The following is a 19,794-nucleotide window of genomic DNA, read 5'->3' on the forward strand; positions in this document are numbered from 1 at the left end:
ACAGCAACCAGAAAGGCGCACGGGCGGCGGAGCCGCCTACCGCGGGATGCCCAGCGCGCCGACACCGACCGAGACGACACCGTTCTTGGTGATCTCCGATCCCGGCGGTTGTTCCTGGCTGATGACCTTGCCGACCATCTCCGGGTCCAGGGTGGACGTCTGCGTCTGATTCAGTGAGGCCGACGACCCGCTCCAGCCGGCGCTGCGCAGCGCGGCGAGCGCCTGCGACACCGTCTTGCCGGTCAGGTCCGGCATCTCGATGTTGTTGCCGTTCGACACCCGGATCTGAATGGTGTCGCCCTTGGCGGCGGTGGAGCCGCCGACGGGATCGGTGGACACGACCTGGCCCTTCGGAACACCGGAATCGATGTTCTGGATCTGCACCTTGAAGCCGGCGCCCTCGATGTTCGCCTGCGCGACCTCGACCTTCTGGCCGGTCACGTCGGGGATGCGGATCTGCTCCGGCCCGGTGCCCAGCGTGACGGCGACCTCGGAGTCGAGGGAGATGCTCGCCCCGGAGGACGGGTTCTGTTCGATCACCTTGTCGACGTCGGACACGTCCGAGGGTGCGCGGGCGACTGCGGTGTCGAGCCGCAGACCCACCGCGTTCAGTTCCTGCTGCGCTTCCTGCTGGGTGAGGCCGTCGAGCCGCGGGACCTTCACCTGTTCGGGGCCCGACGACACCTCGAGGGTGATCGTGCTGCCCTCGTCCACCTGCACCCCGCCGACGGGCCGGGTGGTGATGACGTTGCCGGTCGCCACGACGGCGTCCGGTTTCTGCTGGCGGGCGACGCGGAATCCGAGGTTCTGCAGCGTCGTCTCGGCGTCGTCCGCGGCCTGGTTCGTGACATCCGGCATGGTCACCTGATCGGCCTTCGAACCCGGTCCCACGGACCACAGGAATGCGCCGACGATGCCGACGACGATGAGGGCGCCCAGCGCCATCAGCGCCACCCGCATCGGGTTCTTCTTCTTGTCGGGCTCGCCGCCGTCCGTCTTCGAGGCGGTGGCCGGGGAGGGTGACTGCGGGCGCCGGTAGTTCCCCGCGCCGGAGTCGACGGCACCGAGGATCGTGGTGCGGTCTTCGTCGCTCATGACCATCGGCGCGCTGGGGCGCTGCCCGCCGAGCACCCGGACCAGGTCGCTGCGCATGTCCGCGGCGGTCTGGTAGCGGTTGGCGGGGTTCTTGCTCATCGCCTTGAGGATCACCGAGTCGAGCTCACGCGGAATGTCCGGGTTGACCGCGGACGGTGTCTGCGGGTCTTCCCTCACGTGCTGGTACGCGACCGCCACCGGGGAGTCACCCTTGAACGGGGGTTCGCCGGTGAGGATCTCGAACAGCACGCACCCGAGCGAGTACACGTCGGAGCGGGCGTCGACCTGCTCGCCGCGGGCCTGCTCGGGCGACAGGTACTGGGCGGTGCCGATGACGGCTGCCGTCTGCGTCATGGGGCTGGACGCGTCGGAGATCGCTCGCGCGATGCCGAAGTCCATCACCTTCACCGCACCCGCACGGTTGATCATCACGTTGGCGGGCTTCACGTCGCGGTGCACGATGCCGTTGCGGTGGCTGAAGTCGAGGGCCGCGCACACATCCGAGATGACTTCCATCGCGCGCCGCGGCGCCATCGGGCCCTCGCCGCGCACGATGTCCCGCAACGTGTCCCCGTCGACGTATTCCATCACGATGTACGGCAGCGGTCCGGCCTCGGTTTCCGCCTCGCCGGTGTCGTAGACGGCCACGATCGCCGGATGGTTCAGCGCCGCCGCGTTCTGCGCCTCGCGACGGAACCGCAGGTAGAACGTGGGGTCGCGGGCCAGGTCGGCGCGCAGGACCTTGATCGCGACATCACGGCTGAGTCGGACGTCACGGGCGAGGTGGACCTCGGACATGCCACCGAAGCCGAGAATCTCACCCAGCTCGTAGCGTGAGGAGAGGTTGCGCGGTGTCGTCATGGCAGTCCTTGTGGGGTCGGAGTAGCTGACTCCTCCGACGTGGTCGTCGTGGTCGTCGTCGTGGGTGCGGTAGTGGTCGTGGTGGTGGTAGTCGTCGTCGGCTCTGTCGTCGTCGTGGTCGTCGGGGCGGTCGTCGTGGTCGTCGGCGGCTCGGTGGTGGTCGTCGTGAACGTCGGCTCGGTGGTGGTCGTCGGTTCCTCGGTCGTCGTGGTCGTCGTCGGCCGCGGTGTCGTCGTGATCGTCCGTAGCGAGGATGTGATCGCCGGGGACGTCGGTTCCTTCGTGTCACCGCCGTCGAACACGACGAGCGCGAGCGCGATGATCGCCGCCAGCAGGAGCAGACCGCCCGCACCCCAGGCCACTGCCTTCTGGCCGCTGGTCAGACCCTTCTTCTTGCCGTCGCCGTTCGAGTCGTCGGGAGGCACCTGCCCGGTCACCGGTCCCGCGTACGCGGACTGTGACGGCGGCATCATCTGGGTGGCACCGGTCATCGGCGGTGGCAGCACCCGCGACGTCCCGGTTCCCGCCGCGCCGGGCGGCGGGGGTCGCCGGCCGGCCCGGACCGCCGCGACCGCGTCGGCGAACTCGCCACCACTGGCGTAGCGGGTGCTCGGATCCTTCGTGATGGTGATGTCGATGAGTTCGCGGATGTTCGGCGGCAGGTCGTTCGGCAACGGCGCCGGCGCCTCCTGCACGTGTTTCATCGCGACGGTGATCGCCCCGTCACCGATGAACGGGCGACGTCCCGACAGTGCCTCGTAGCCGACGATGCCGAGCGAGTACACGTCGCTGGCCGCGGTTGCGTCCTGTCCGAGGGCCTGCTCGGGGGCGATGTACTGCGCGGTGCCCATCACCATGCCGGTGCGCGTGATCGGCGAGTTCTCCACGGCCTTCGCGATGCCGAAGTCGGTGATCTTCACCTGACCGGTGGGGGTGATCAGGATGTTGCCCGGCTTCACGTCGCGGTGCACGACTCCGGCGTCGTGCGCCACCTGCAGCGCCCGGCCGGTCTGCTCGAGCATGTCCAGGGCGTGCGGCACCGCGAGACGGCCAACCCGCGCGAGCACGGCGTTGAGCGGCTCACCGTTGACGAGTTCCATCACCAGGTAGGCGGTGGAATCGCCGGTGGCGTCGCGGACCTCGCCGTAGTCGTAGATTCCGGCGATGCCGGAATGGTTCAGTTGCGCGGTGGTGCGTGCCTCGAAGCGGAAACGTTCGACGAACTCCGGGTCGGACGAGAACTCGGACTTCAGCACCTTCACCGCGACACGACGGTTGAGCCGGTTGTCCGTCGCTTCCCAGACCTGTCCCATTCCGCCCGTGGCGATGAGCCGGATCAGGCGGTATCGATTGGCGATCAGCGCGCCGTTGTTCAGTGCCACAATCAGCCCCCTTGTAGTCCGGCTGCGATGACGGCACGGCCGATAGGTGCAGCCACCGAGCCGCCGGTTGCGGCCAGTGCACGATCTCCGCCGTCCTCGACGATGACCGCGATGGCCACGGTCGGGTTCTGGGCGGGTGCGAATCCGATGTACCAGGCGTGGGGCGGGGTGTTCCGAGGGTCGGTCCCGTGCTCGGCGGTGCCCGTCTTGGACGCGATCTGGACGCCCGGGATCTTGCCTGCGCCGCTGGTGTTGTTCTCGGAACCGACCATCAGGTCGGTCAGCGTCGCCGCCACCTGGGACGACATCGCCTGGCCTTCGGACACCGGGTTGGTGGTCGCGAGGTTGGACAGGTCCGGCCCCTGCAGTTCCGACACCAGTTGCGGTTGCATCCGCACGCCACCGTTGGCGACGGTAGCCGCGATCATCGCGTTCTGCAGCGGAGTGAGCGCCACGTCCCGCTGGCCGATGCTGCTCTGGCCGAGCGCGGCATCGTCGGGGATCGACCCGATCGTGCTGTCCGCGACGGGGAACGGGACGCCGGGCATCTGCCCACCGATGCCGAGCGCGCTGGACTGGTCGCTGACGGCGTCGGTGCCGGTCTTGACCCCGAGTTCGACGAACGCCGTGTTGCAGGACCGCGCGAACGCTTCACGCAGAGACGCGGTCGGGGCGGCGCCACAGGTGGAGCCGTTGTAGTTCTCGAGCGTCGTCGACGTGCCGGGAAGGGTGATCTGCGGTGCCGCGGTGAGCTGGGTGTCGGGGGTGGTTCCGGCGGCGAGCGCGGCGGCGGTCACCACCACCTTGAACGTGGAACCGGGCGGGTACGTCTGCGACACCGCGCGGTTGATCAGCGGCTTCTCCGGGTCGGCGTTCAGGGCCTCCCACGCCTGGGTGGTCTCGGTGCCGTCGTGGCTGGCGAGCGAGTTGGGGTCGTAGCTCGGGGTGCTGACCATCGTCAGGATGCGTCCGGTGCTCGGCTCGATCGCGACGACCGAACCGGTGTAGCCCTTCGCCGTCAGCTCGTCGTACGCCACCTGCTGCATGACCGGGTTGATGGTGGTCACCACGTTGCCGCCGCGCGGGTCGCGCCCGGACACGAGGTCGAAGAAGCGACGCCCGAACAGCCGGTTGTCGGAACCGTTGAGGACCGGGTCCGCGGCCCGCTCGAGACCGGTGCTGCCGTACTGCATCGAGTAGAAACCGGTGACCGGTGCGTTGGCCAGCGGGCTGGACGGTGCTGCCGGGTTGGGCGGGTAGGTGCGCAGGTACTTGTAGCGGTCGTCGGTCGGAACGGACGCCGCGAGCACCTGGCCGGCCGCCGAGATCTGGCCGCGCTGGCGCGAGTACTCATCGAGCAGCACGCGCGAGTTCCGCGGATCGGCCCGCAGATTGTCCGCCTTGATGACCTGGACGTAGGTGGCGTTGGCGAGGAGGGCGACCACCATCACCATGACGGCGATCGCGACGCGACGCAGAGGTGTGTTCATGAGCGCGGCACCATCTCGGTCGGGGCGTCGGCGATGGGTGCGGGGCCCTTCTTCTTCGGGACGGCCGGCTCACGGGCGGCGTCGGAGATCTTGATCAGGATCGCGAGAAGGAGATAGTTGGCGAGCAGTGACGACCCACCGTACGACATGAACGGCGTGGTCAGGCCGGTGAGCGGGATCAGTTTGGTGACGCCGCCGACCACCACGAACACCTGCACGGCGATCGTGAACGACAGACCGGCCGCGAGGAGTTTGCCGAAGCTGTCGCGGACGGCCAGCGCGGTGCGCAGACCGCGGATGACGAGGATCAGGAACAGCATCAGGACGGCGGCGAGACCGATGAGACCGAGTTCCTCACCGATCGTGGCGACGATGAAGTCGGTCTTCGCGAACGGCACCTGGGCGGGCCGTCCGCTGCCGAGTCCCGTTCCGGCAACGCCACCGGTCGCCAGCCCGAACAGCGACTGCGAGATCTGGTAACCGGTGTTGTTGTAGTCGGCCAGCGGGTCGAGCCAGGTGCTGACGCGGACCCGGACGTGGCCGAACAACTGGTACGCGAAGAAGAAGCCGATGCCGAGCAATCCGACACCGATCAGCAGCCACCCGACGCGTTCGGTGGCGATGTAGAGCATCACCAGCACGGTGCTGAACAGCAGCAGCGACGTGCCGAGATCCTTCTCCAGCACTAGCACGCCCACCGACACCATCCACGCGACGAGGATGGGTCCGAGGTCGCGGGCGCGGGGCAGGTCGATGCCGAACACGTGCTTGCCGGCGGTGGTGAACAGGTCGCGTTTCGCGACGAGGACGGAGGCGAAGAAGATGATCAGCAGGATCTTCGCGAACTCGCCGGGCTGAATGCTGAAGCCGGGGAGGCGGATCCAGATCTTCGCGCCGTTCACCTCGGAGAAGCTCGACGGCAGGATTGCCGGGATGGCGAGGAACACCAGTCCGGCGAGGCCCAGCGTGTAGCTGTAGCGGGCCAGGAGGCGGTAGTCCTTGAGCAGCACCAGCACGCCCACGAAACCGGCGATGGCCAGCGTCGTCCACAGCACCTGCTGGTTGGCGTCCGGCGACGGGACGGGCAGCCCGAAGTAGGCGGCGGACTGTGCGTCGGCGAGGTCGAGTCGGTGGATCAGCACCAGTCCGAGGCCGTTGAGCAGCGCGACGATCGGCAGGATCAGCGGGTCGGCGTACGGCGCGAACCGGCGCACCGCGAGATGCGCGATCAGGAACAGCGCCGAATAGGCGGCGGCGTACTTGGCCAGGTCCCAGGTGATGCTCTGTTCCTGGCTGGCCTCGACCAGCACCAGCGAGATCGTCGTGATCAGGATCGCGAAACCGATCAGGATCAGCTCGGTGCCCCGGCGCGTCGACTGGACGGGGGCTGGCGCGAACCCGCCGGGTGGACTGGGAAACTGCGCCCCCGGTGATGCACTTGCGACCGACATCAGCTAGCCGTCCTGCAGTTCTGACCGGGAACCTGGGTCACGGTCGGCGCCGGGGTGGCGGTCGGAGTCGGCGGTGTGGTCGGCACCGGAGCGGGCGGCACCTCGGCGGGGGGCGCAGGCGCGGGCGGCGGCGTGGTCTCGGGGGCGGGGGCCGGAGTCGGTGCGGGCGTCGGTGCCGGGGTGGTCGTCGTAGTGGTGGACGACTCCGACTCGCAGACCGGAAGCAGATCGTTCTGGGCGAGGCGCGTCATCTGGTTGCGGACGTCGTCGAGCTTGCCCGACGGCAGCCCGGCACGCACCTGCTCGCGGGCGGACGGCTGGAGGTCGTCGACCTCGAGGATGGTGCACCCGTTCGGTGATTCGGTCGGCGACATCAACGTCAGGTCGCCGGCATCGCTGACACAGCCGACGAGATTCGCTTCCTGCAGCGAGTAACCCAGCACCGAACCGGGAACTCCGCGCAGCACGGTGACGCGTTCGCCGTCGGCGCCGACGTAGTAGTTGTTGCGGACCAGAGCCCGCCCCACGAAGGCAGCGACGGCGACCACGACGATCAGACCGAGCGCGAGTGCAGCCCACCACATGCGGTGACGCTTCTTCTTCGTCGGCGGTTCCTCGACCTGCGGGACGACCCGCTTCGGCGTGGCACGCGGCGGACGCATCGCGGCGGCGCGGCCCGCGGCCGTGTTGGGCGGCGGTGTGTCCTCTTCGTCGTCGGCGGAGGCGGCGCCGGCGACGATGGGGTGGCTCTGCCCGTAGTCGAGGTCGATGACGTCCGCGACGACGACGGTCACGTTGTCGGGGCCGCCGCTGCGCAGGGCCAGTTCGATGAGCCGGTCGGCGCACTCGTCCTGCGAGCCCTCCCGCATCGTGTTCTCGATCGTCTCGTCGCTGACCACGTCCGACAGTCCGTCGGAGCACAGCAGGTAACGGTCGCCTGCGCGAGCCTCGCGGACCGTCAGCGTCGGCTCGATCTCGTTGCCCGTGAGGGCGCGCATGATGAGCGACCGCTGCGGGTGGGTGTGCGCCTGCTCGGCGGTGATCCGTCCCTCGTCGACGAGGGACTGCACGAACGTGTCGTCCCGGGTGATCTGCGCGAGGGAGTCGTCGCGGAGCAGGTAGGCCCGGGAGTCGCCGATGTGGACCAGCCCGAGCTTGTTGCCGGAGAACAGGATTGCGGTGAGCGTGGTGCCCATGCCGTCGAGTTCGGGATCCTCCTCGACGTGGTCGGCGATGGAGTCGTTGCCCTCCCGGGTGGCGGCCTCGAGCTTGCCGAGAAGGTCTTCGCCGGGCTCGTCGTCGTCGAGATGCGCGAGGGCCGCGATCATCAACTGTGACGCGACCTCACCGGCCGCGTGACCGCCCATGCCGTCCGCGAGCGCAAGCAGGCGGGCACCGGCGTAGACGGAATCCTCGTTGTTGGAACGGACAAGGCCACGGTCGCTGCGGGCGGCATAGCGGAGTACGAGGGTCACGGGCGCAACTCGATTACCGTTTTGCCGACCCGTACGGGGGTACCGAGCGGCACGCGGACAGATGTGGTGACCTTGGCGCGATCCAGGTACGTGCCGTTGGTCGAGCCGAGGTCTTCGACGTACCAGTCGGCACCTCGCGGGGAGAGCCGAGCGTGGCGGGTGGAGGCGTAGTCGTCGGTGAGGACGAGCGTGGAGTCGTCGGCCCGGCCGATGAGGACGGGCTGGGTGCCGAGGGTGATGCGCGTGCCGGCGAGGCCGCCCTGCGTCACCACCAGATACTTGGCCGTCTTGGTCTTCCCCAGCGACGGCAGCACGTTGCCGCTGCGCGAATATCGGGGCGGCACACGGACGCCGGAGCCGGCGTAGATGTCGCCGCGCAACGCCCGCAGAACGGTCCAGACGAACAGCCACAGCAGAAGCAGGAACCCTGCTCGTGTGAGTTGCAGAATCAAACCTTGCACGGCAGTCCACCTCCTTCTGTGGCTGGAACGTTCGAGGTTCCAGCGTCTTTTTCTGGCAGCATCATATGGGCAACCCGCACCCTGCGATCAGGATACGGACAGCCCACAACGATACGGAGTCCCCACCGTGTTACGTCCGACACGGGCTCCGACGCGGTGTCGGTCCAGTATCGAAGCCGTCTCGGTTGTGTCTCGGCGAGGGAGGTCGGGGTCGGGTATCGGCGGAACCTACTCGGAGTCCTAACTCGGTGGTGCCTCAGAGGATTCGGACCAGGATCTCCGAATGACCCGCCCGGATGATGTCTCCGTCGGCCAGCTGCCAGTCCTGCACGGGGGCACCGTTGACGGTGGTTCCGTTGGTGGAGCCGAGGTCGGACAGCATTGCGACCTGTCCGTCCCAGCGAATGTCGATGTGACGGCGCGACACACCGGTGTCGGGCAGGCGGAACTGCGCCTCCTGGCCGCGGCCGATGATGTTGTTGCCCTCACGCAGCTGGAAGTGGCGTCCGCTGCCGTCCTCGAGCTGCAGCGTCGCCGTGAACGTGTGACCGTCGGGCGCGTAGGCCTGCTGGCCGTAACCGCCCTGGTCGTAGTCGGCGTAGCCCTGCTGGTCGTACGCCTGCTGGTCGTAACCGCCCTGCTGGTAGCCGCCGCGGTCGTAACCCTGGTCGTAGCCCTGCGGCTGCTGGTAGCCGGCCTCGGCGTAGGAACCGTCCGGGTAGCGTGCGGGAGCCGCCGGCTGGTCGTAGGCCTGCTGGTCGTAACCCTGCTGGTAGCCGCCCTGCTGGTAGTCGTAGCCCGCGTCCGCGGGCTGGTCGTAGCCGGGAGCCTGCGCGCCCTGGTCGTACGCCTGACCGTAGGCAGCGTTCTGGGGGTACCCGCCGCCCTGGTCGTCGGGGTACTGCTGCTGGTCGTAGCCGCCCTGCTGGTAGCCGCCGCGGTCGTAACCGTTCTGGTGGCCCTGTGGGTACCGCTGGTCCTGACCTGCATGGGCATGACCGTTGCGCGCGTACTGCGGGTCGGGATTGCGGTTGCCCGCTGGTTCGCGGCTGGGGTCGTAGCCTGAGTTCTGCGTCATGGGGCCAGCTCCTGGATTCGACGTGACGGGTACAAACGGTGCCTGTGGTCGCGGTTCGGGACCGCGTGGCGGTTCGGGTCGCCCCGGCGTGGCCGCACCTGGTCGGCCGGCATCCGGATCCACCGAACCCCGGGTGCGGAACTGCCCGGTGTGCAGTGAGGGCGACGGTTCGAACGCGACATGAATGGGACCATACGTCTGCCAGCCCTGGTCGCGAATGAAGTCTTCGAGGTGTCGGGCGAAGGCCTTGACCGTCAAGTCTCTGTCGGCGGCAAGTTCTTCGTGGTCCGAGTTGTTGATGGCGATGACATAGCTGTTCGGAGCGAGCAGGTGCCCACCGTCCAACTGCTGGATTCGGTCGGAGGCTTCCTGCTGAAGCGCGGCCTCCACCTCCTGCGGCACCACGCCACCGCCGAAGACCCGGGCGAACGCGTCACCCACGGCTCCCTGGAGCTTCCGCTCGAAACGTTGAACTATCCCCATCGGAACCTCCTCACGGTGCCTGGCTGTCGGGTCTTCTGTCCTCGGTGCGCGTGGCTGCGACAAGACATGTCCGTGTCGCGCCACTGCCGTGCGCGTAGCCCACGGTACTGTCATTGCCTCGGGCCACGACACGGGTCTACGCCATTGCATGATATCGGTCTTTGCCTGGACGGGTGTTTTTGTGGCCGTTTCGGGTCCTGACCTGTACGAATCGTGATTTCTGGCGACCCCGTGTTAATGTTTCCGGGTCGCTCGGGCGAGTGGCGGAATGGCAGACGCGCTGGCTTCAGGTGCCAGTGTCCTTCGGGACGTGGGGGTTCAAGTCCCCCTTCGCCCACCACAAGCGATTCTTCGGAATCGCGACATCGAGGCCACGAACTCCACGGGTTCGTGGCTTTTGTGTTTTCCCGCAAGGGTGATGCATCCACACCCCAGGGTGGCTACCGGGCGCACCGTCGCAGCCCGACGATGGAGTAGAAGCCTCGTCGCGAACCTCCGGCCTTTCCGGACCCGCACCCGTCCTCTCGGCGGTCCGTGACGAATGACTCGAGTGTGAACCTGCCGTCCGGTTTCTTCCGTTGGGTTTCTGCGAACGTCGAGAGTGGGTTGTGTATGAGCGTCAGCCAGGTCCGGGCCACGAGCTCGGCGAATGTCGGTGAGTATGTCGGTTCCGTCGCGACGGCGGTGGGCGCCCTGTCGGTCGACTGGTGGTGCACCCCCGCTTTCGACGCGGTCGTGACCCTTTCCTGCGAGATCCCCTACTACCGCGGCCGGAAGGCCGTTCTGGCCTGGAACCGCCACTTCGGGTGGTCGCTCGGGGTCCACGGACTCACCCAGGGGAACGTGCTGGTGGTCGAAGGGCTTGGGTTGGGGCCGGCGCCGGATCCCGCGCACTGCTCCGATCGGGTCGCCGAGTTGCTCACCGAACTCGCCGACTGGGCGCCCCGGCGGTCCGCCGACGGGCCGTCCCCGCGCATCGTGCACGGCCCGCATGCACCGACCGGGTAACCATAATCGGGAAGTCGTGCGCCGTCACCGTCGACGGGCTTGGATATCGAAGTATGGACGGCAGGAGAGCCCCTGATCCGCTGCGCCTCGCGGCCGGCGTCGCCGCGACTGCCGGCGGTGCGTTGCAGCGTGTGATCGGATTCGGCGTCGACACGGCGCGACTCCTGCCGGGAGTCGACCCACTGCTGGTCACCCTCGAGGAACGCGGCACCCAGACACTCCGCAGCGCCGACGAACTCGCGGATCGGGTGCTGCACGCGGTGCTGCGGAGAGTCGTGCAGGTCGCTCTTCAGGAGGTGGACCTCACCGCGATCGTGCGAAATCACGTCGACCTGGACGTGGTCGCCGAGGGCATCGACATCCAGCGCATCATCGACCGGGTGGACGTGGATGCCATCGCCGCCCGGGTGGACATCCCGCAGATTCTCGATCGCGTGGATATCGACGCCGTCGCCGCGCGGGTCGACGTGGATGCCATCGTCGACCGCGTCGACGTGGACTCCGTCATCGGGCGGGTCGACCTGGTGGTGCTCGCCGACACCGTGATCGAAGGCGTCGACCTACCGCGCATCATCCGCGAGTCGACCGACTCGATGTCGAACGAGGCGGTCCGCGGGGTGCGAACCCAGGGCATGCAGGCCGACGACGCCGTCTCCGGGTTCGTGGGCAAGTTGTTCGGGCGCGGGCACGAACCGGGCGATGCATGAGCACGCCGGCGCATCGTGCGGCCGGGATCGTCACCCGCGGTCTGGCCGCGGGCATCGACCTGGCAGTCGTCCTGGCGGTGATGGGCGGCCTATATGTAGGAGTGTTGTTCCTGCGTTTGCTGTTCTCGCCGCAGGAATTCTCGTTCCCCGATGCCAATGCCGTGCTCTCCGTGACCTTGTTCATCGGCGTGTCGATGCTGTACCTGACGGCGTGCTGGGCCGTGAGCGGCCGCACCGTCGGTGCCGTGACGATGGGGCTGCGGGTGATCAGCCGCAACGGTGAACTGATCGGCTGGCTGCGGGCTCTTCTCCGGGCGGTGCTGTGCGTGATGTTCGGGTTCGGATTGCTCTGGGCGGCAGTCGACGGCCGGCGCCGGTCCCTGCAGGACATCCTCCTGCGGACCGCGGTCGTCTACGACTGGGAGCCGGACCTGCACGCGGTCGAGGCCGAGACCTGACGGCGCGCGCAGTGTCGTAGCGGGTGCCTAGCATGGGGTCATGTACACGGAGCGGCGGTCGGTGTTCCCCGGCGCTGTGGTGTGGCAGAAGACCGCAGCCGGGGGTGAGGCCGCCATCCTGCCCGACGGCTGTATGGACCTCATCTGGATGAACGGTGACGTCGTCGTGGCCGGCCCCGACTCCCGGCCGTATCTCAGCCGCAGTCGGGAGGGCGACCGTTACGTCGGATTGCGTTGTTCCCCAGGCGCTCTGCCGGATCTCCTGGGGACGCCGGCAGAGGAGCTGACCAATCTTCGGGTGCCGCTCGCCGAGGTGCTGACCGACCGCGCCACCACGGAATTCCTCGGCAGGATCGCCGACGACGCCGACCCCGGCCGGGCGCTCGAGGAGTTCGCGATCTCTCGGCGGCTCCTCGGACCGCCGCCGGACGGCAGGATCCCCGCGATCGTCCAGCTTCTGGAGCAGCAGACGTCCGTCCGTGAGGTCGCGGACCGGGTCGGTGTCGGCGAGCGCCAACTGCACCGCCTGTGCCGACGTCAGTTCGGCTACGGGCCGAAGATGCTGGCCCGGATCCTTCGGTTGCAGTCGGCGCTGGGGCTGGCGGATTCGTCCATTCCCGCAGCGCAGGCGGCCGGCATGGCCGGGTTCGCAGACCAGGCCCATCTGATCCGCGAGGCCCACGAGTTGACCGGTCGCACCTTCGGTCAGCTGGTCACGGCGTGAGCGCGGCGAACAGATCGACGGGGTTGCCGTCGGGATCGTCGACGGTGGCGTAACGCTGGCCCCACGGTGCATCCCACGGCTTCTTCCGACCGTTGTAGCCGTCGCCCGTGATCTCGTCGAAGAGCGCGTCGACGTCGGCGGCGGTTCCGCAGTCGAAGGCGAGAGCGACGCGATGCGCGCCGGTGGGTTCGGTCCAGTCGGGTGTGAACGAGCGGATGGTCTCGACCGTGTCCCACAGCAGGCGGATCCCACCGGGAAACTCGAATTCGACGTGCGGTGCCTGATCGGCGTCGCCGGGAATGTCGAGTCCGAGCCGCCGGTAGAACGCGAGCGACGTGGGCAGGTCGTGGACGACCAGTTCGATGGCACTGAATGTTGCGGTCATAACGAGAACGCTAACGACCTCGGACGGATCCGCATTGAAGGTTTCGGACATCGCGCACCGGAGTCCGATTTCTTCAATCATCCGGGCGCTGCGGCGGGGATGCTGGGACTCATGACCACCGAATCAACTCATGTCAGTGTGTTCATCGCTCGGACCGCCGCCGACGTGTACGCCTACGCGAGCGACCCCGCCAACCTCCCCGCCTGGGCGGCGGGCCTGAGCACCAACATCACCCGGGACGGCGACCGCTGGCTCGCCGACTCACCGATGGGACAGGTCGCCGTCGCCTTTGCGCCCACCAACGACTACGGGATCCTCGACCACGACGTCACCCTCCCCAGCGGCGACACCGTCTACAACCCCGTGCGCGTCATCCCCGACGGCGACCACAGCGAAGTCGTCTTCACCATCCGGCGACGCGACGGCGTCACCGCCGAAGAGTTCGCACAGGACGCAGCAGCCGTCAACGCCGACCTGCAGAGGTTGAAGGGGTTGCTCGAGGCGTGAGGGGTCGCGATGTTGTCGCCTGTTGTCGCGTTTGCACACCGATTGGTAATCCGCGCACGCAATTGCGTGTGAAGATGGCCAAAATGTGTGCGGATGTCGTGACTGCGCTCAGCTATCGTCGCTCGACGTCAGGGTAAGCCCTCCTGCCGCACATTTGCACACCGATTAGCCAAATGCGCATGCAATTGCGGGTGCAGATGACTAAACCGTGTGCGGACGTGGCGGCCGCGGTCATATCAGCGATCTTCGAACGGCTGTTCCCGATCAATGTTGTGATGTGCGGATAGTTTGTAGATGGTTATCCAGCGGGCAGTCATGGATAAGTCGGGGAGCGTGCCGCACGAGACCCTGTAGCGAGAATGAGGGGTCTCGGATATTTCCAACGTCACAGGTAAGTCGTTACCCCATCCGTTGATTGAAAGATCGCGGGCACTCTGCCGCTGCGGGTGTCGCCTTCCGGTCTCACGTTGAAGTGTGGGCCTTGATCACCGATACCGCCCTCTCCGAACGTGTGTCCAGCCCCGTGATCCTGGATTGTGATGACGCGACCGTTGGGAAGCTGGTAACTGTACTCTCGCGTCATAATGGGTAACCCATTGTCCCCGAGGATGTTTCTGTCGAATCTGTCGGTCATCGGAATTCGATTCACTTCGAATGGGTGCTGAGATCGAGGAATCCCGGCATCTTGCTTGGCCTGATTGAGGGCGGAATTACGGCTTGCCTCACCACATGCCGCCGGCACCAGGCCGAGTGGGTCGGTCCATCCGGTGGGGTTGTGGGGGTAGGTGTTCGGGTTGGGTGAGGGGCGAGTCCGAGTGGGTCCTGGGTGAGGTATCGGGCGGTGTCGGGGTTGTAGTACCGGTGCAGGTTGTAGTGGAGGCCGGTTTCCGGGTCGTGGTACTGACCCGGGAAGCGGAGGTTTCCCCGCGCGTCCCATTCCTGCCGCGACATCGTGCCGTCGGGAGGGTGGATCGTCGCCGGTTGGCGGGGGCCGGCGTAGTCGATGGCGACGACGTGTCCGTCGGGTCGGGTGATCCGGGCAATGTCTCCGTCGGCGGTGTAGAGGTAGCTCGTCGTCGCGCAGTCGGGTCCGACGACCCGCAACGGTTCACGCCGCACGTTGTAGTCGGTGTGGGTGCGTGACCCTGCGGCGTCGACGAGGTCCCGCAGCCGCAGGTCGGAGTCGAAACCGTGGACCGTCGCCGCGCCGGTCGAATCGGTGACCACGGTGACGGTGCCCGTGGACTCCGCGTTGTTGCGGTAGTCGAACTCGGAGTCGAGGATGCCGCCGGTGCCGTTCTGCCGGACCACCCTCCCGTCCGCGTCGTACGTGTTGACCATGCGGTTGCCGTTGCCGTCGGTCCACGACAGCATGCGGCCTTCCGGGTCGTACGTAGTCGCCACCCGAACACGGTGTGGAAGCGGCGCAGCCCACTCTGTTCGTCGCGGGCGAGTACATATCGGGCGTACTCCTGTTCGCCGGTGAAGGCGCACACCCAGTTCAGTCCGCCGAACGTGCTGGTCAGAAGTCGGTCGTCGTCGGTCAACGGAATGAGGAGCAGCGCCGAACGGAGGGCCTCCGTCAGTTTCGCGGGCTGGCCGAAACCCTGACGGAACGCGTCCATTTCGGTGAGTAGTGCGCAGCAGCCGTCAACGCCGACCTGCAGAGGTTGAAGGGGTTGCTCGCGGCGTGAGGGGTCGCGATGTCTCAGACCCGTTCCGGACGACCTTCGGCAACCGCTGATGCCGCCGCGGACACCCGCTCGTACGCAACCCGGGTGTCCGGTGCCAGCTTGCTGTGTTCGATGACGATCCCCATGCCCAGATGTTCGTCGTAGGGGATGGTCTCGACGCCCCAGACCTGTCCGCCCAGGTACTCGCGGAGGAGGTCGACGTCCACCTGCCAACCGGTGGCGTCCTGATTCGACACGGTGACGACGGTGCGGGCGAGCCCGGGTTCGCCGAGCGTGTCACCGATCGACTGCAACGCGGAGCGGAGGCGGTTGAACGCGTCCGCCCGGCACGGCACGACGAGGACGATGGGCGACGGAGTGGCCAGCAGCGGCGCGAGGTACGCGGCACGCAACCGGTGACCGAGGTCGTGCACGGCACTCACCCGGCGGGCACGCAGTGCCCCTGTGAGAGTGTGGAATTCACGGTCGGTCGCGGTCTGATTCCCGATCCGGTTCAGGATGCGGGTCCCGGCGCTCGTGCGGGAGCAGTACCCGTCGAACACGTCGTCCGCGACGGGGCCGGCGGCCACCAGTTGCTCGAGGCCGCTCACGGACAGCACGGCATCGGCGCCGCGTTCGGCGATGTCGCCGCCCGCGGGTGTCGCGTCGACGGCCACGAGCGCCTCGCCGCGCACTGCGGCGGTGTTGGAAAGCCCGAGTGTCGTCGTGGTGGCGCCGGCTCCTCCGCACGCCCCGAGGACGAGCGTCGACACCGGAAGTGGTTGCAGCAGTTGGTCGGTCACTTCGCGTCTCCAATGGATGTGATGTACGTGCGACCGTCGCGGTCCGCGGTGGTCACGACCTGCTGGTATTTCTTCGTCGACCCGTCCGGACGCAGTTCCGACAGCGTCACCGCGTAGCGGCCGGGTTCGGATTCGGTGATGGCGAGGCAGTGCTCGGTGCCCTCGGGCACCGAGTCGATGCCGCCCTGGATGGTCTCGGCGGACCCCAGCGGCGCGTCGGGCGCGACCACTTCACGGGACTTGGCACCGCTGCGTGCGACGTAGTACGCGTGGTCGAAGGCCAGGATCGCGGCGACGCCGTCGGAGGTTCCGCCGGGACCGTTGCCGACCACCGTCGAGCCGTCGCGGGATTCGACGCACCAGCCCGATTCGGCAGCGGCGAAGGGAGTTCCGCTCGCATCGCCGGACGTCGAGGCGAACACGGCGACCACACCGGCGATGACGGCGATCACCGCTGCGGCGGCTCCGGCGACCAAGAGCCCGTGATTGCCGCGAACAGGTGGGGTGGAGTCGGGCTCGTCGCCCGGGGTCAGCCAGGTCGGAGCGGGGGGTTGCTCGGCCTCGGGCTCCGCAGTGGGAACCGTGGGTGCCGCGGCCGACGCGAAGGGCGGGAACCAGTGCGAGAAGCGGTCGAGGGGTGCCCTGTTCGGCGGTTCTGTCACAGTTGAATCCTCCACACCTCATTCCCTCGCGCGGAGCCGACCCCTGGCGGGCTCCGCGCGAGGGAATCGGATCACACGTGCAGCGTCGCCTGGCTGCGTACGTTCACGCCGCCGATCGTGGTCGTAGCCGGACCGCTGTCGGTCGACTGCAGCTGCGGCAGTTGCGGTGCGGGCAGAGACGCGATCGTCTCAACCAGCTCCCCGAAGGCCGGGTACCGGTGGGCCGCATCCGCGATCGCGGCGGCGACGGGTGTGACGTCGACGGGCGCAGACCAATTGGTGGGGTGCTCGGCGTTGGAATCGGCCGAGAACGCGGAGACGGTGGCCGCCGTCGGCGAGGACGGGTCGACGGCGATGCCTGCGGTGCCGGTGGCGTCACCGACGCGCCAGCCGATGGTGCCGACGTACCCCTCGGGGTTGCCGTACTGGCGTCCGTTGACGGCCACGGGCATCGCGCCGACCAGCGTGTCGACGGCCGCGTTCACCTCGACCACCGGTTTCGGCACGGGAAGGGCGGGGGCGACGGGTGCCTGGTGCGCCTTCGGCATGTCGTCGGGGTCGATCCACACGGTCGCCGGCTGGGCGGCCTGCGCCCCGTCGACCGCCGGGGCGTTGCCGTCCACCGCCGAGTCGGCTGCCGGCGCAGCAGGCACAACCGTCTCGCCACCCGGCACCGCCAGCGGAGCCTGCGGGGGAGCGGGGGTCGTCGCGGCCGGAGCCGCCGGGTCGGTGACGCCCGGCTGCGACGTGGTGGGCGGCGCCGTCGGAACCGTCACGCCGGGCTGCGACGTGGTGGGCGGGGCCGAGGGGTCGGTGACGCCCGGCTGCGACGTGGATGGCGACGTGGTCGGAGCGGCGTGTGCCGTCGCGGCACCGAGCAGTGCGGCGGTGGACACCGAAATCGCGGCTGCCAGAGCGTGCATGCGGATTCTCAAGGCTTTGACTCCTGAAGTCGAACGGACATGGTGATCGAACGGAGTGGTGCTGACGAAGCAAACGCAAGAGTGGTGCAGATCAGAGACACCGAAAGAGGAAAGCGAGCACAGCGGAATGCCTCCACCGACCAGGTGGATGTGCTGTTTCCCCGATGAGATACGTGCGTGCTGCCGGCGCACTGCCGCAGCCGTCGTCCACCGCCCCCATGACCGCCCCCGGTTCTTGCTCGTCCCCCTACCGCGGCAAAGTACCAGACGGGCAAGCGTTCCGGCGCCCCCGCATTCCGGTCAGGCCAGGCCCGCGGCGAGCTTCACCGACAGATCGCGCAGCGGACGGAGACGGCCGGTCATCGCGATGGAGGACATGGCGCGCGATCCACGCACCAGCCGCCGCGTCGCGGACCGCCGCGCGCGGTCGTAACGGCGAAGCGCGGTGTGAATGTCGGTGTCGGCGGTGAGGAATCGGCCGAGCGCGACGGCGTCGACGAGGGCCTCGCAGGCGCCCCGGCCGAGGTTCGGCGCCATCGCGTGGGCGGCGTCGCCGAGCAGGGCCGTGTTGCCGGACACGTACGACGGCAGCGCGGGGGACTCGTACAGGTCGTGGTGGAGCATCGCGTCGGGGGTGGCGGCATCCAGCACTGCCCGGACGTCGGCGTGCCAGTTCCCGAAACGTGACCGGAGGTAGTCGAGGCCGCCGGGGTGTCCGGCGTCGGTGCGTACGCACGCGAACCAGTTGACGAGATCGCCGTCGCGCGGTGTGATGCCGAAAAGTGCGTCCGTGTCCCAGGTTTCGCTGACGGTGTCGCGATGTCCGGGTACCCACCCGCGCCAGGCGGTCGCTCCTACGTACCGCGGCTCGAACTTCTCGCCGAACAGTTGACGGCGGGTCGGGCTGCGCAGACCGTCCGCACCGATCACGACGTCGTGGTCCGTCAGCGCGTCTTGGGCGGGGGCCGATGTGCCGAACGAGATCATTCCGTTGGGCAGGTCCTCGGCCAGTGTGGCCAGCAGGGCGGGCCGTGACAGCAGGTAGGCGGTGCGGTCGCGGTTGTCGATGGCGCCGATCACGGACCCGTCGGGGCGCAGGAGCGAACCGCGGTGCTGGGGTGATCCCAGCGTGCGCACGCGATCACCTGCGCCGATCGCGTCCAGCGCGTCGAGGGCCTGCGGCCACATGCCGAGCGCGGTGCCCGACGTGGGCAGGGTGTCGGCCCGCTCGAAGACATCGACGTGCCAGCCGGCGCGGGACAGGTAGCGGGCGACGGCGAGTCCGCCGATGCCGCCGCCGAGGACTGCTGCGGAGTGCGTCATGACCACCACGCTACTACGGGTGTAGTGAATTTACTACCGTTGTAGTGTCGGGGTATGGCAGACAAACGGGAGCAGGTGCTCGACGCCGCCATCGCGCTGCTCGGCACGAAAGGGGTCCGGGCCCTCACGCACCGGGGTGTCGACGAGCTGGCCGGGATGCCCGAGGGGTCCGCGTCCAACTACTTCCGAAGCCGGGGCGCGCTGCTCGAGGGGATCGTCACACGGCTCGTCGAACGTGACCGGGAGGACTGGCAGAAGTTCGCGCACCTCCGGCCCGCCGGCACGGATGCGCTGGCCGAGGCGCTGGTTGCCTTCGTGAGTTTCTCCACTGGTCCGGACCGCGTGCGCACCAGTGCCCGCTACGCACTCTTCGTCGAGGCGTCCGTGACGCCGGGTCTGGACGCGAAGATCGGATCGGCACGCCGCGCGCTCGTAGAATGGGGTGCGGACATGCTGGAACTCGTGGGATCGAGGAACCCGGCGTCCGACGCAGTGGTGATCACCGACTACCTGGACGGTGTAATCCTTCATCAACTCACCGTCCCGGATCCCGATTTCGATCCGACTGCGGGAATTACAGCGGTGCTCGGCGCTCTCACTTAACATGTACTCAGTGCAGTCGGACGAGGTCCGCCCTCGACAATGCCCAGTTCAGAGGGTAAATAGGCCAACCTAAGTTGTGTTTCGTCGGGGGTTCTGAATTATCGTTTTCGTTACACGTTGGACCCACGAAAGTCCGACCCGACCGAAAAGCCACGTCGCCCGGTGCGAGGACCACACCCAGCGTGCTGCAAAAGGGCGATAGCCGATCGGTGGTGCCGATCACGTCGTGACGGCACTTGCAT

At 67.9% G+C, this 19,794-nt stretch carries 20 protein-coding genes and 1 tRNA gene; 7 read left to right on the top strand and 14 right to left on the bottom strand.

Going from position 1 to position 19,794, the window contains the following annotated elements; all coding sequences use genetic code 11:
• Positions 1 to 36: 36 nt before the first annotated feature.
• The 7 genes from pknB to ACFVJ3_RS34555 form a co-directional block, all read right to left on the bottom strand.
• The gene (pknB, locus tag ACFVJ3_RS34525; RefSeq protein ID WP_378456332.1) at positions 37 to 1,956 is read right to left on the bottom strand and encodes a Stk1 family PASTA domain-containing Ser/Thr kinase; all 1,920 of its coding nucleotides are present in this window, start codon (positions 1,954 to 1,956) and stop codon (positions 37 to 39) included.
• A complete protein-coding gene (locus ACFVJ3_RS34530) occupies positions 1,953 to 3,338 on the bottom strand; it encodes a protein kinase (RefSeq protein WP_378456333.1) in 1,386 nt (461 codons plus the stop codon). The genes pknB and ACFVJ3_RS34530 overlap by 4 nt, the downstream gene beginning before the upstream one ends.
• Before the next feature lie 2 nt (positions 3,339 to 3,340).
• Positions 3,341 to 4,828: a penicillin-binding transpeptidase domain-containing protein gene (locus ACFVJ3_RS34535; protein ID WP_378456334.1), complete on the bottom strand. Its 1,488-nt coding sequence runs from the start codon at positions 4,826 to 4,828 to the stop codon at positions 3,341 to 3,343.
• On the bottom strand, positions 4,825 to 6,279 hold the full coding sequence (locus tag ACFVJ3_RS34540) for an FtsW/RodA/SpoVE family cell cycle protein (RefSeq protein WP_378456335.1): 1,455 nt from the start codon (positions 6,277 to 6,279) through the stop codon (positions 4,825 to 4,827). Before ACFVJ3_RS34540 ends, ACFVJ3_RS34535 begins: the two co-directional genes overlap by 4 nt.
• Positions 6,279 to 7,754: a PP2C family protein-serine/threonine phosphatase gene (locus ACFVJ3_RS34545; RefSeq protein WP_378456336.1), complete on the bottom strand. Its 1,476-nt coding sequence runs from the start codon at positions 7,752 to 7,754 to the stop codon at positions 6,279 to 6,281. The genes ACFVJ3_RS34540 and ACFVJ3_RS34545 overlap by 1 nt, the downstream gene beginning before the upstream one ends.
• Positions 7,751 to 8,215, bottom strand: a complete 465-nt coding sequence (locus tag ACFVJ3_RS34550) for an FHA domain-containing protein (protein ID WP_005249074.1) — start codon at positions 8,213 to 8,215, stop codon at positions 7,751 to 7,753. The genes ACFVJ3_RS34545 and ACFVJ3_RS34550 overlap by 4 nt, the downstream gene beginning before the upstream one ends.
• A gap of 256 nt (positions 8,216 to 8,471) precedes the next feature.
• Positions 8,472 to 9,776 (bottom strand): DUF3662 and FHA domain-containing protein, encoded by a 1,305-nt coding sequence (locus tag ACFVJ3_RS34555; RefSeq protein ID WP_378456337.1) that lies wholly within the window; start codon positions 9,774 to 9,776, stop codon positions 8,472 to 8,474.
• 254 nt (positions 9,777 to 10,030) lie between these two features.
• Between ACFVJ3_RS34555 and ACFVJ3_RS34560 the strand changes: the two genes are divergently transcribed.
• The 5 genes from ACFVJ3_RS34560 (at position 10,031) to ACFVJ3_RS34580 (ending at position 12,673) form a co-directional block, all read left to right on the top strand.
• Positions 10,031 to 10,116: transfer RNA gene (locus tag ACFVJ3_RS34560), tRNA-Leu, on the top strand.
• Between the two features lie 272 nt (positions 10,117 to 10,388).
• Positions 10,389 to 10,784, top strand: coding sequence for a DUF6292 family protein (locus tag ACFVJ3_RS34565; RefSeq protein ID WP_378456338.1), 396 nt, complete (start codon positions 10,389 to 10,391; stop codon positions 10,782 to 10,784).
• Positions 10,785 to 10,837: 53 nt separating this feature from the next.
• Entirely contained in the window at positions 10,838 to 11,491 is a 654-nt protein-coding gene (locus ACFVJ3_RS34570) for a hypothetical protein (RefSeq protein ID WP_378456339.1), read from the top strand.
• Positions 11,488 to 11,949: an RDD family protein gene (locus ACFVJ3_RS34575; protein WP_378456340.1), complete on the top strand. Its 462-nt coding sequence runs from the start codon at positions 11,488 to 11,490 to the stop codon at positions 11,947 to 11,949. Before ACFVJ3_RS34570 ends, ACFVJ3_RS34575 begins: the two co-directional genes overlap by 4 nt.
• 40 nt (positions 11,950 to 11,989) lie before the next feature.
• Positions 11,990 to 12,673: a helix-turn-helix domain-containing protein gene (locus tag ACFVJ3_RS34580; protein WP_378456341.1), complete on the top strand. Its 684-nt coding sequence runs from the start codon at positions 11,990 to 11,992 to the stop codon at positions 12,671 to 12,673.
• Here ACFVJ3_RS34580 and ACFVJ3_RS34585 read toward each other — a convergent pair.
• Complete coding sequence (locus tag ACFVJ3_RS34585) at positions 12,663 to 13,058, bottom strand: VOC family protein (protein WP_378456342.1); 396 nt, start codon at positions 13,056 to 13,058, stop codon at positions 12,663 to 12,665. The two genes, ACFVJ3_RS34580 and ACFVJ3_RS34585, sit on opposite strands and share 11 nt — an antisense overlap.
• A 111-nt stretch (positions 13,059 to 13,169) precedes the next feature.
• Between ACFVJ3_RS34585 and ACFVJ3_RS34590 the strand changes: the two genes are divergently transcribed.
• Positions 13,170 to 13,565: an SRPBCC family protein gene (locus tag ACFVJ3_RS34590; protein ID WP_378456343.1), complete on the top strand. Its 396-nt coding sequence runs from the start codon at positions 13,170 to 13,172 to the stop codon at positions 13,563 to 13,565.
• Between the two features lie 385 nt (positions 13,566 to 13,950).
• On the opposite strand, the gene ACFVJ3_RS34595 is transcribed toward ACFVJ3_RS34590, so the two are convergent.
• The 6 genes from ACFVJ3_RS34595 to ACFVJ3_RS34620 form a co-directional block, all read right to left on the bottom strand.
• Complete coding sequence (locus ACFVJ3_RS34595; protein WP_378456344.1) at positions 13,951 to 14,199, bottom strand: HNH/endonuclease VII fold putative polymorphic toxin; 249 nt, start codon at positions 14,197 to 14,199, stop codon at positions 13,951 to 13,953.
• 11 nt (positions 14,200 to 14,210) lie between these two features.
• Positions 14,211 to 14,969 (bottom strand): RHS repeat-associated core domain-containing protein, encoded by a 759-nt coding sequence (locus ACFVJ3_RS34600; RefSeq protein ID WP_378456345.1) that lies wholly within the window; start codon positions 14,967 to 14,969, stop codon positions 14,211 to 14,213.
• 304 nt (positions 14,970 to 15,273) lie between these two features.
• A complete protein-coding gene (locus tag ACFVJ3_RS34605; RefSeq protein WP_378456346.1) occupies positions 15,274 to 16,041 on the bottom strand; it encodes a hypothetical protein in 768 nt (255 codons plus the stop codon).
• The gene (locus ACFVJ3_RS34610; protein ID WP_378456347.1) at positions 16,038 to 16,703 is read right to left on the bottom strand and encodes a hypothetical protein; all 666 of its coding nucleotides are present in this window, start codon (positions 16,701 to 16,703) and stop codon (positions 16,038 to 16,040) included. Before ACFVJ3_RS34610 ends, ACFVJ3_RS34605 begins: the two co-directional genes overlap by 4 nt.
• Positions 16,704 to 16,774: 71 nt before the next feature.
• Positions 16,775 to 17,626 carry a glycoprotein gene (locus ACFVJ3_RS34615; protein WP_378456348.1) on the bottom strand — a complete coding sequence of 284 codons (852 nt, stop codon included), beginning with the start codon at positions 17,624 to 17,626 and terminating at the stop codon, positions 16,775 to 16,777.
• Positions 17,627 to 17,926: 300 nt separating this feature from the next.
• The gene (locus ACFVJ3_RS34620) at positions 17,927 to 18,949 is read right to left on the bottom strand and encodes an FAD-dependent oxidoreductase (RefSeq protein ID WP_378456349.1); all 1,023 of its coding nucleotides are present in this window, start codon (positions 18,947 to 18,949) and stop codon (positions 17,927 to 17,929) included.
• 54 nt (positions 18,950 to 19,003) lie between these two features.
• Here ACFVJ3_RS34620 and ACFVJ3_RS34625 point away from each other — a divergent pair, with 54 nt between their 5' ends.
• Complete coding sequence (locus tag ACFVJ3_RS34625; RefSeq protein WP_378456350.1) at positions 19,004 to 19,552, top strand: TetR/AcrR family transcriptional regulator; 549 nt, start codon at positions 19,004 to 19,006, stop codon at positions 19,550 to 19,552.
• Positions 19,553 to 19,794: the final 242 nt, after the last annotated feature.

It is taken from the genome of Rhodococcus sp. NPDC127593 (genome assembly GCF_042671975.1).
In the GTDB taxonomy this organism is placed as follows: Bacteria; Actinomycetota; Actinomycetes; order Mycobacteriales; family Mycobacteriaceae; genus Rhodococcus_F.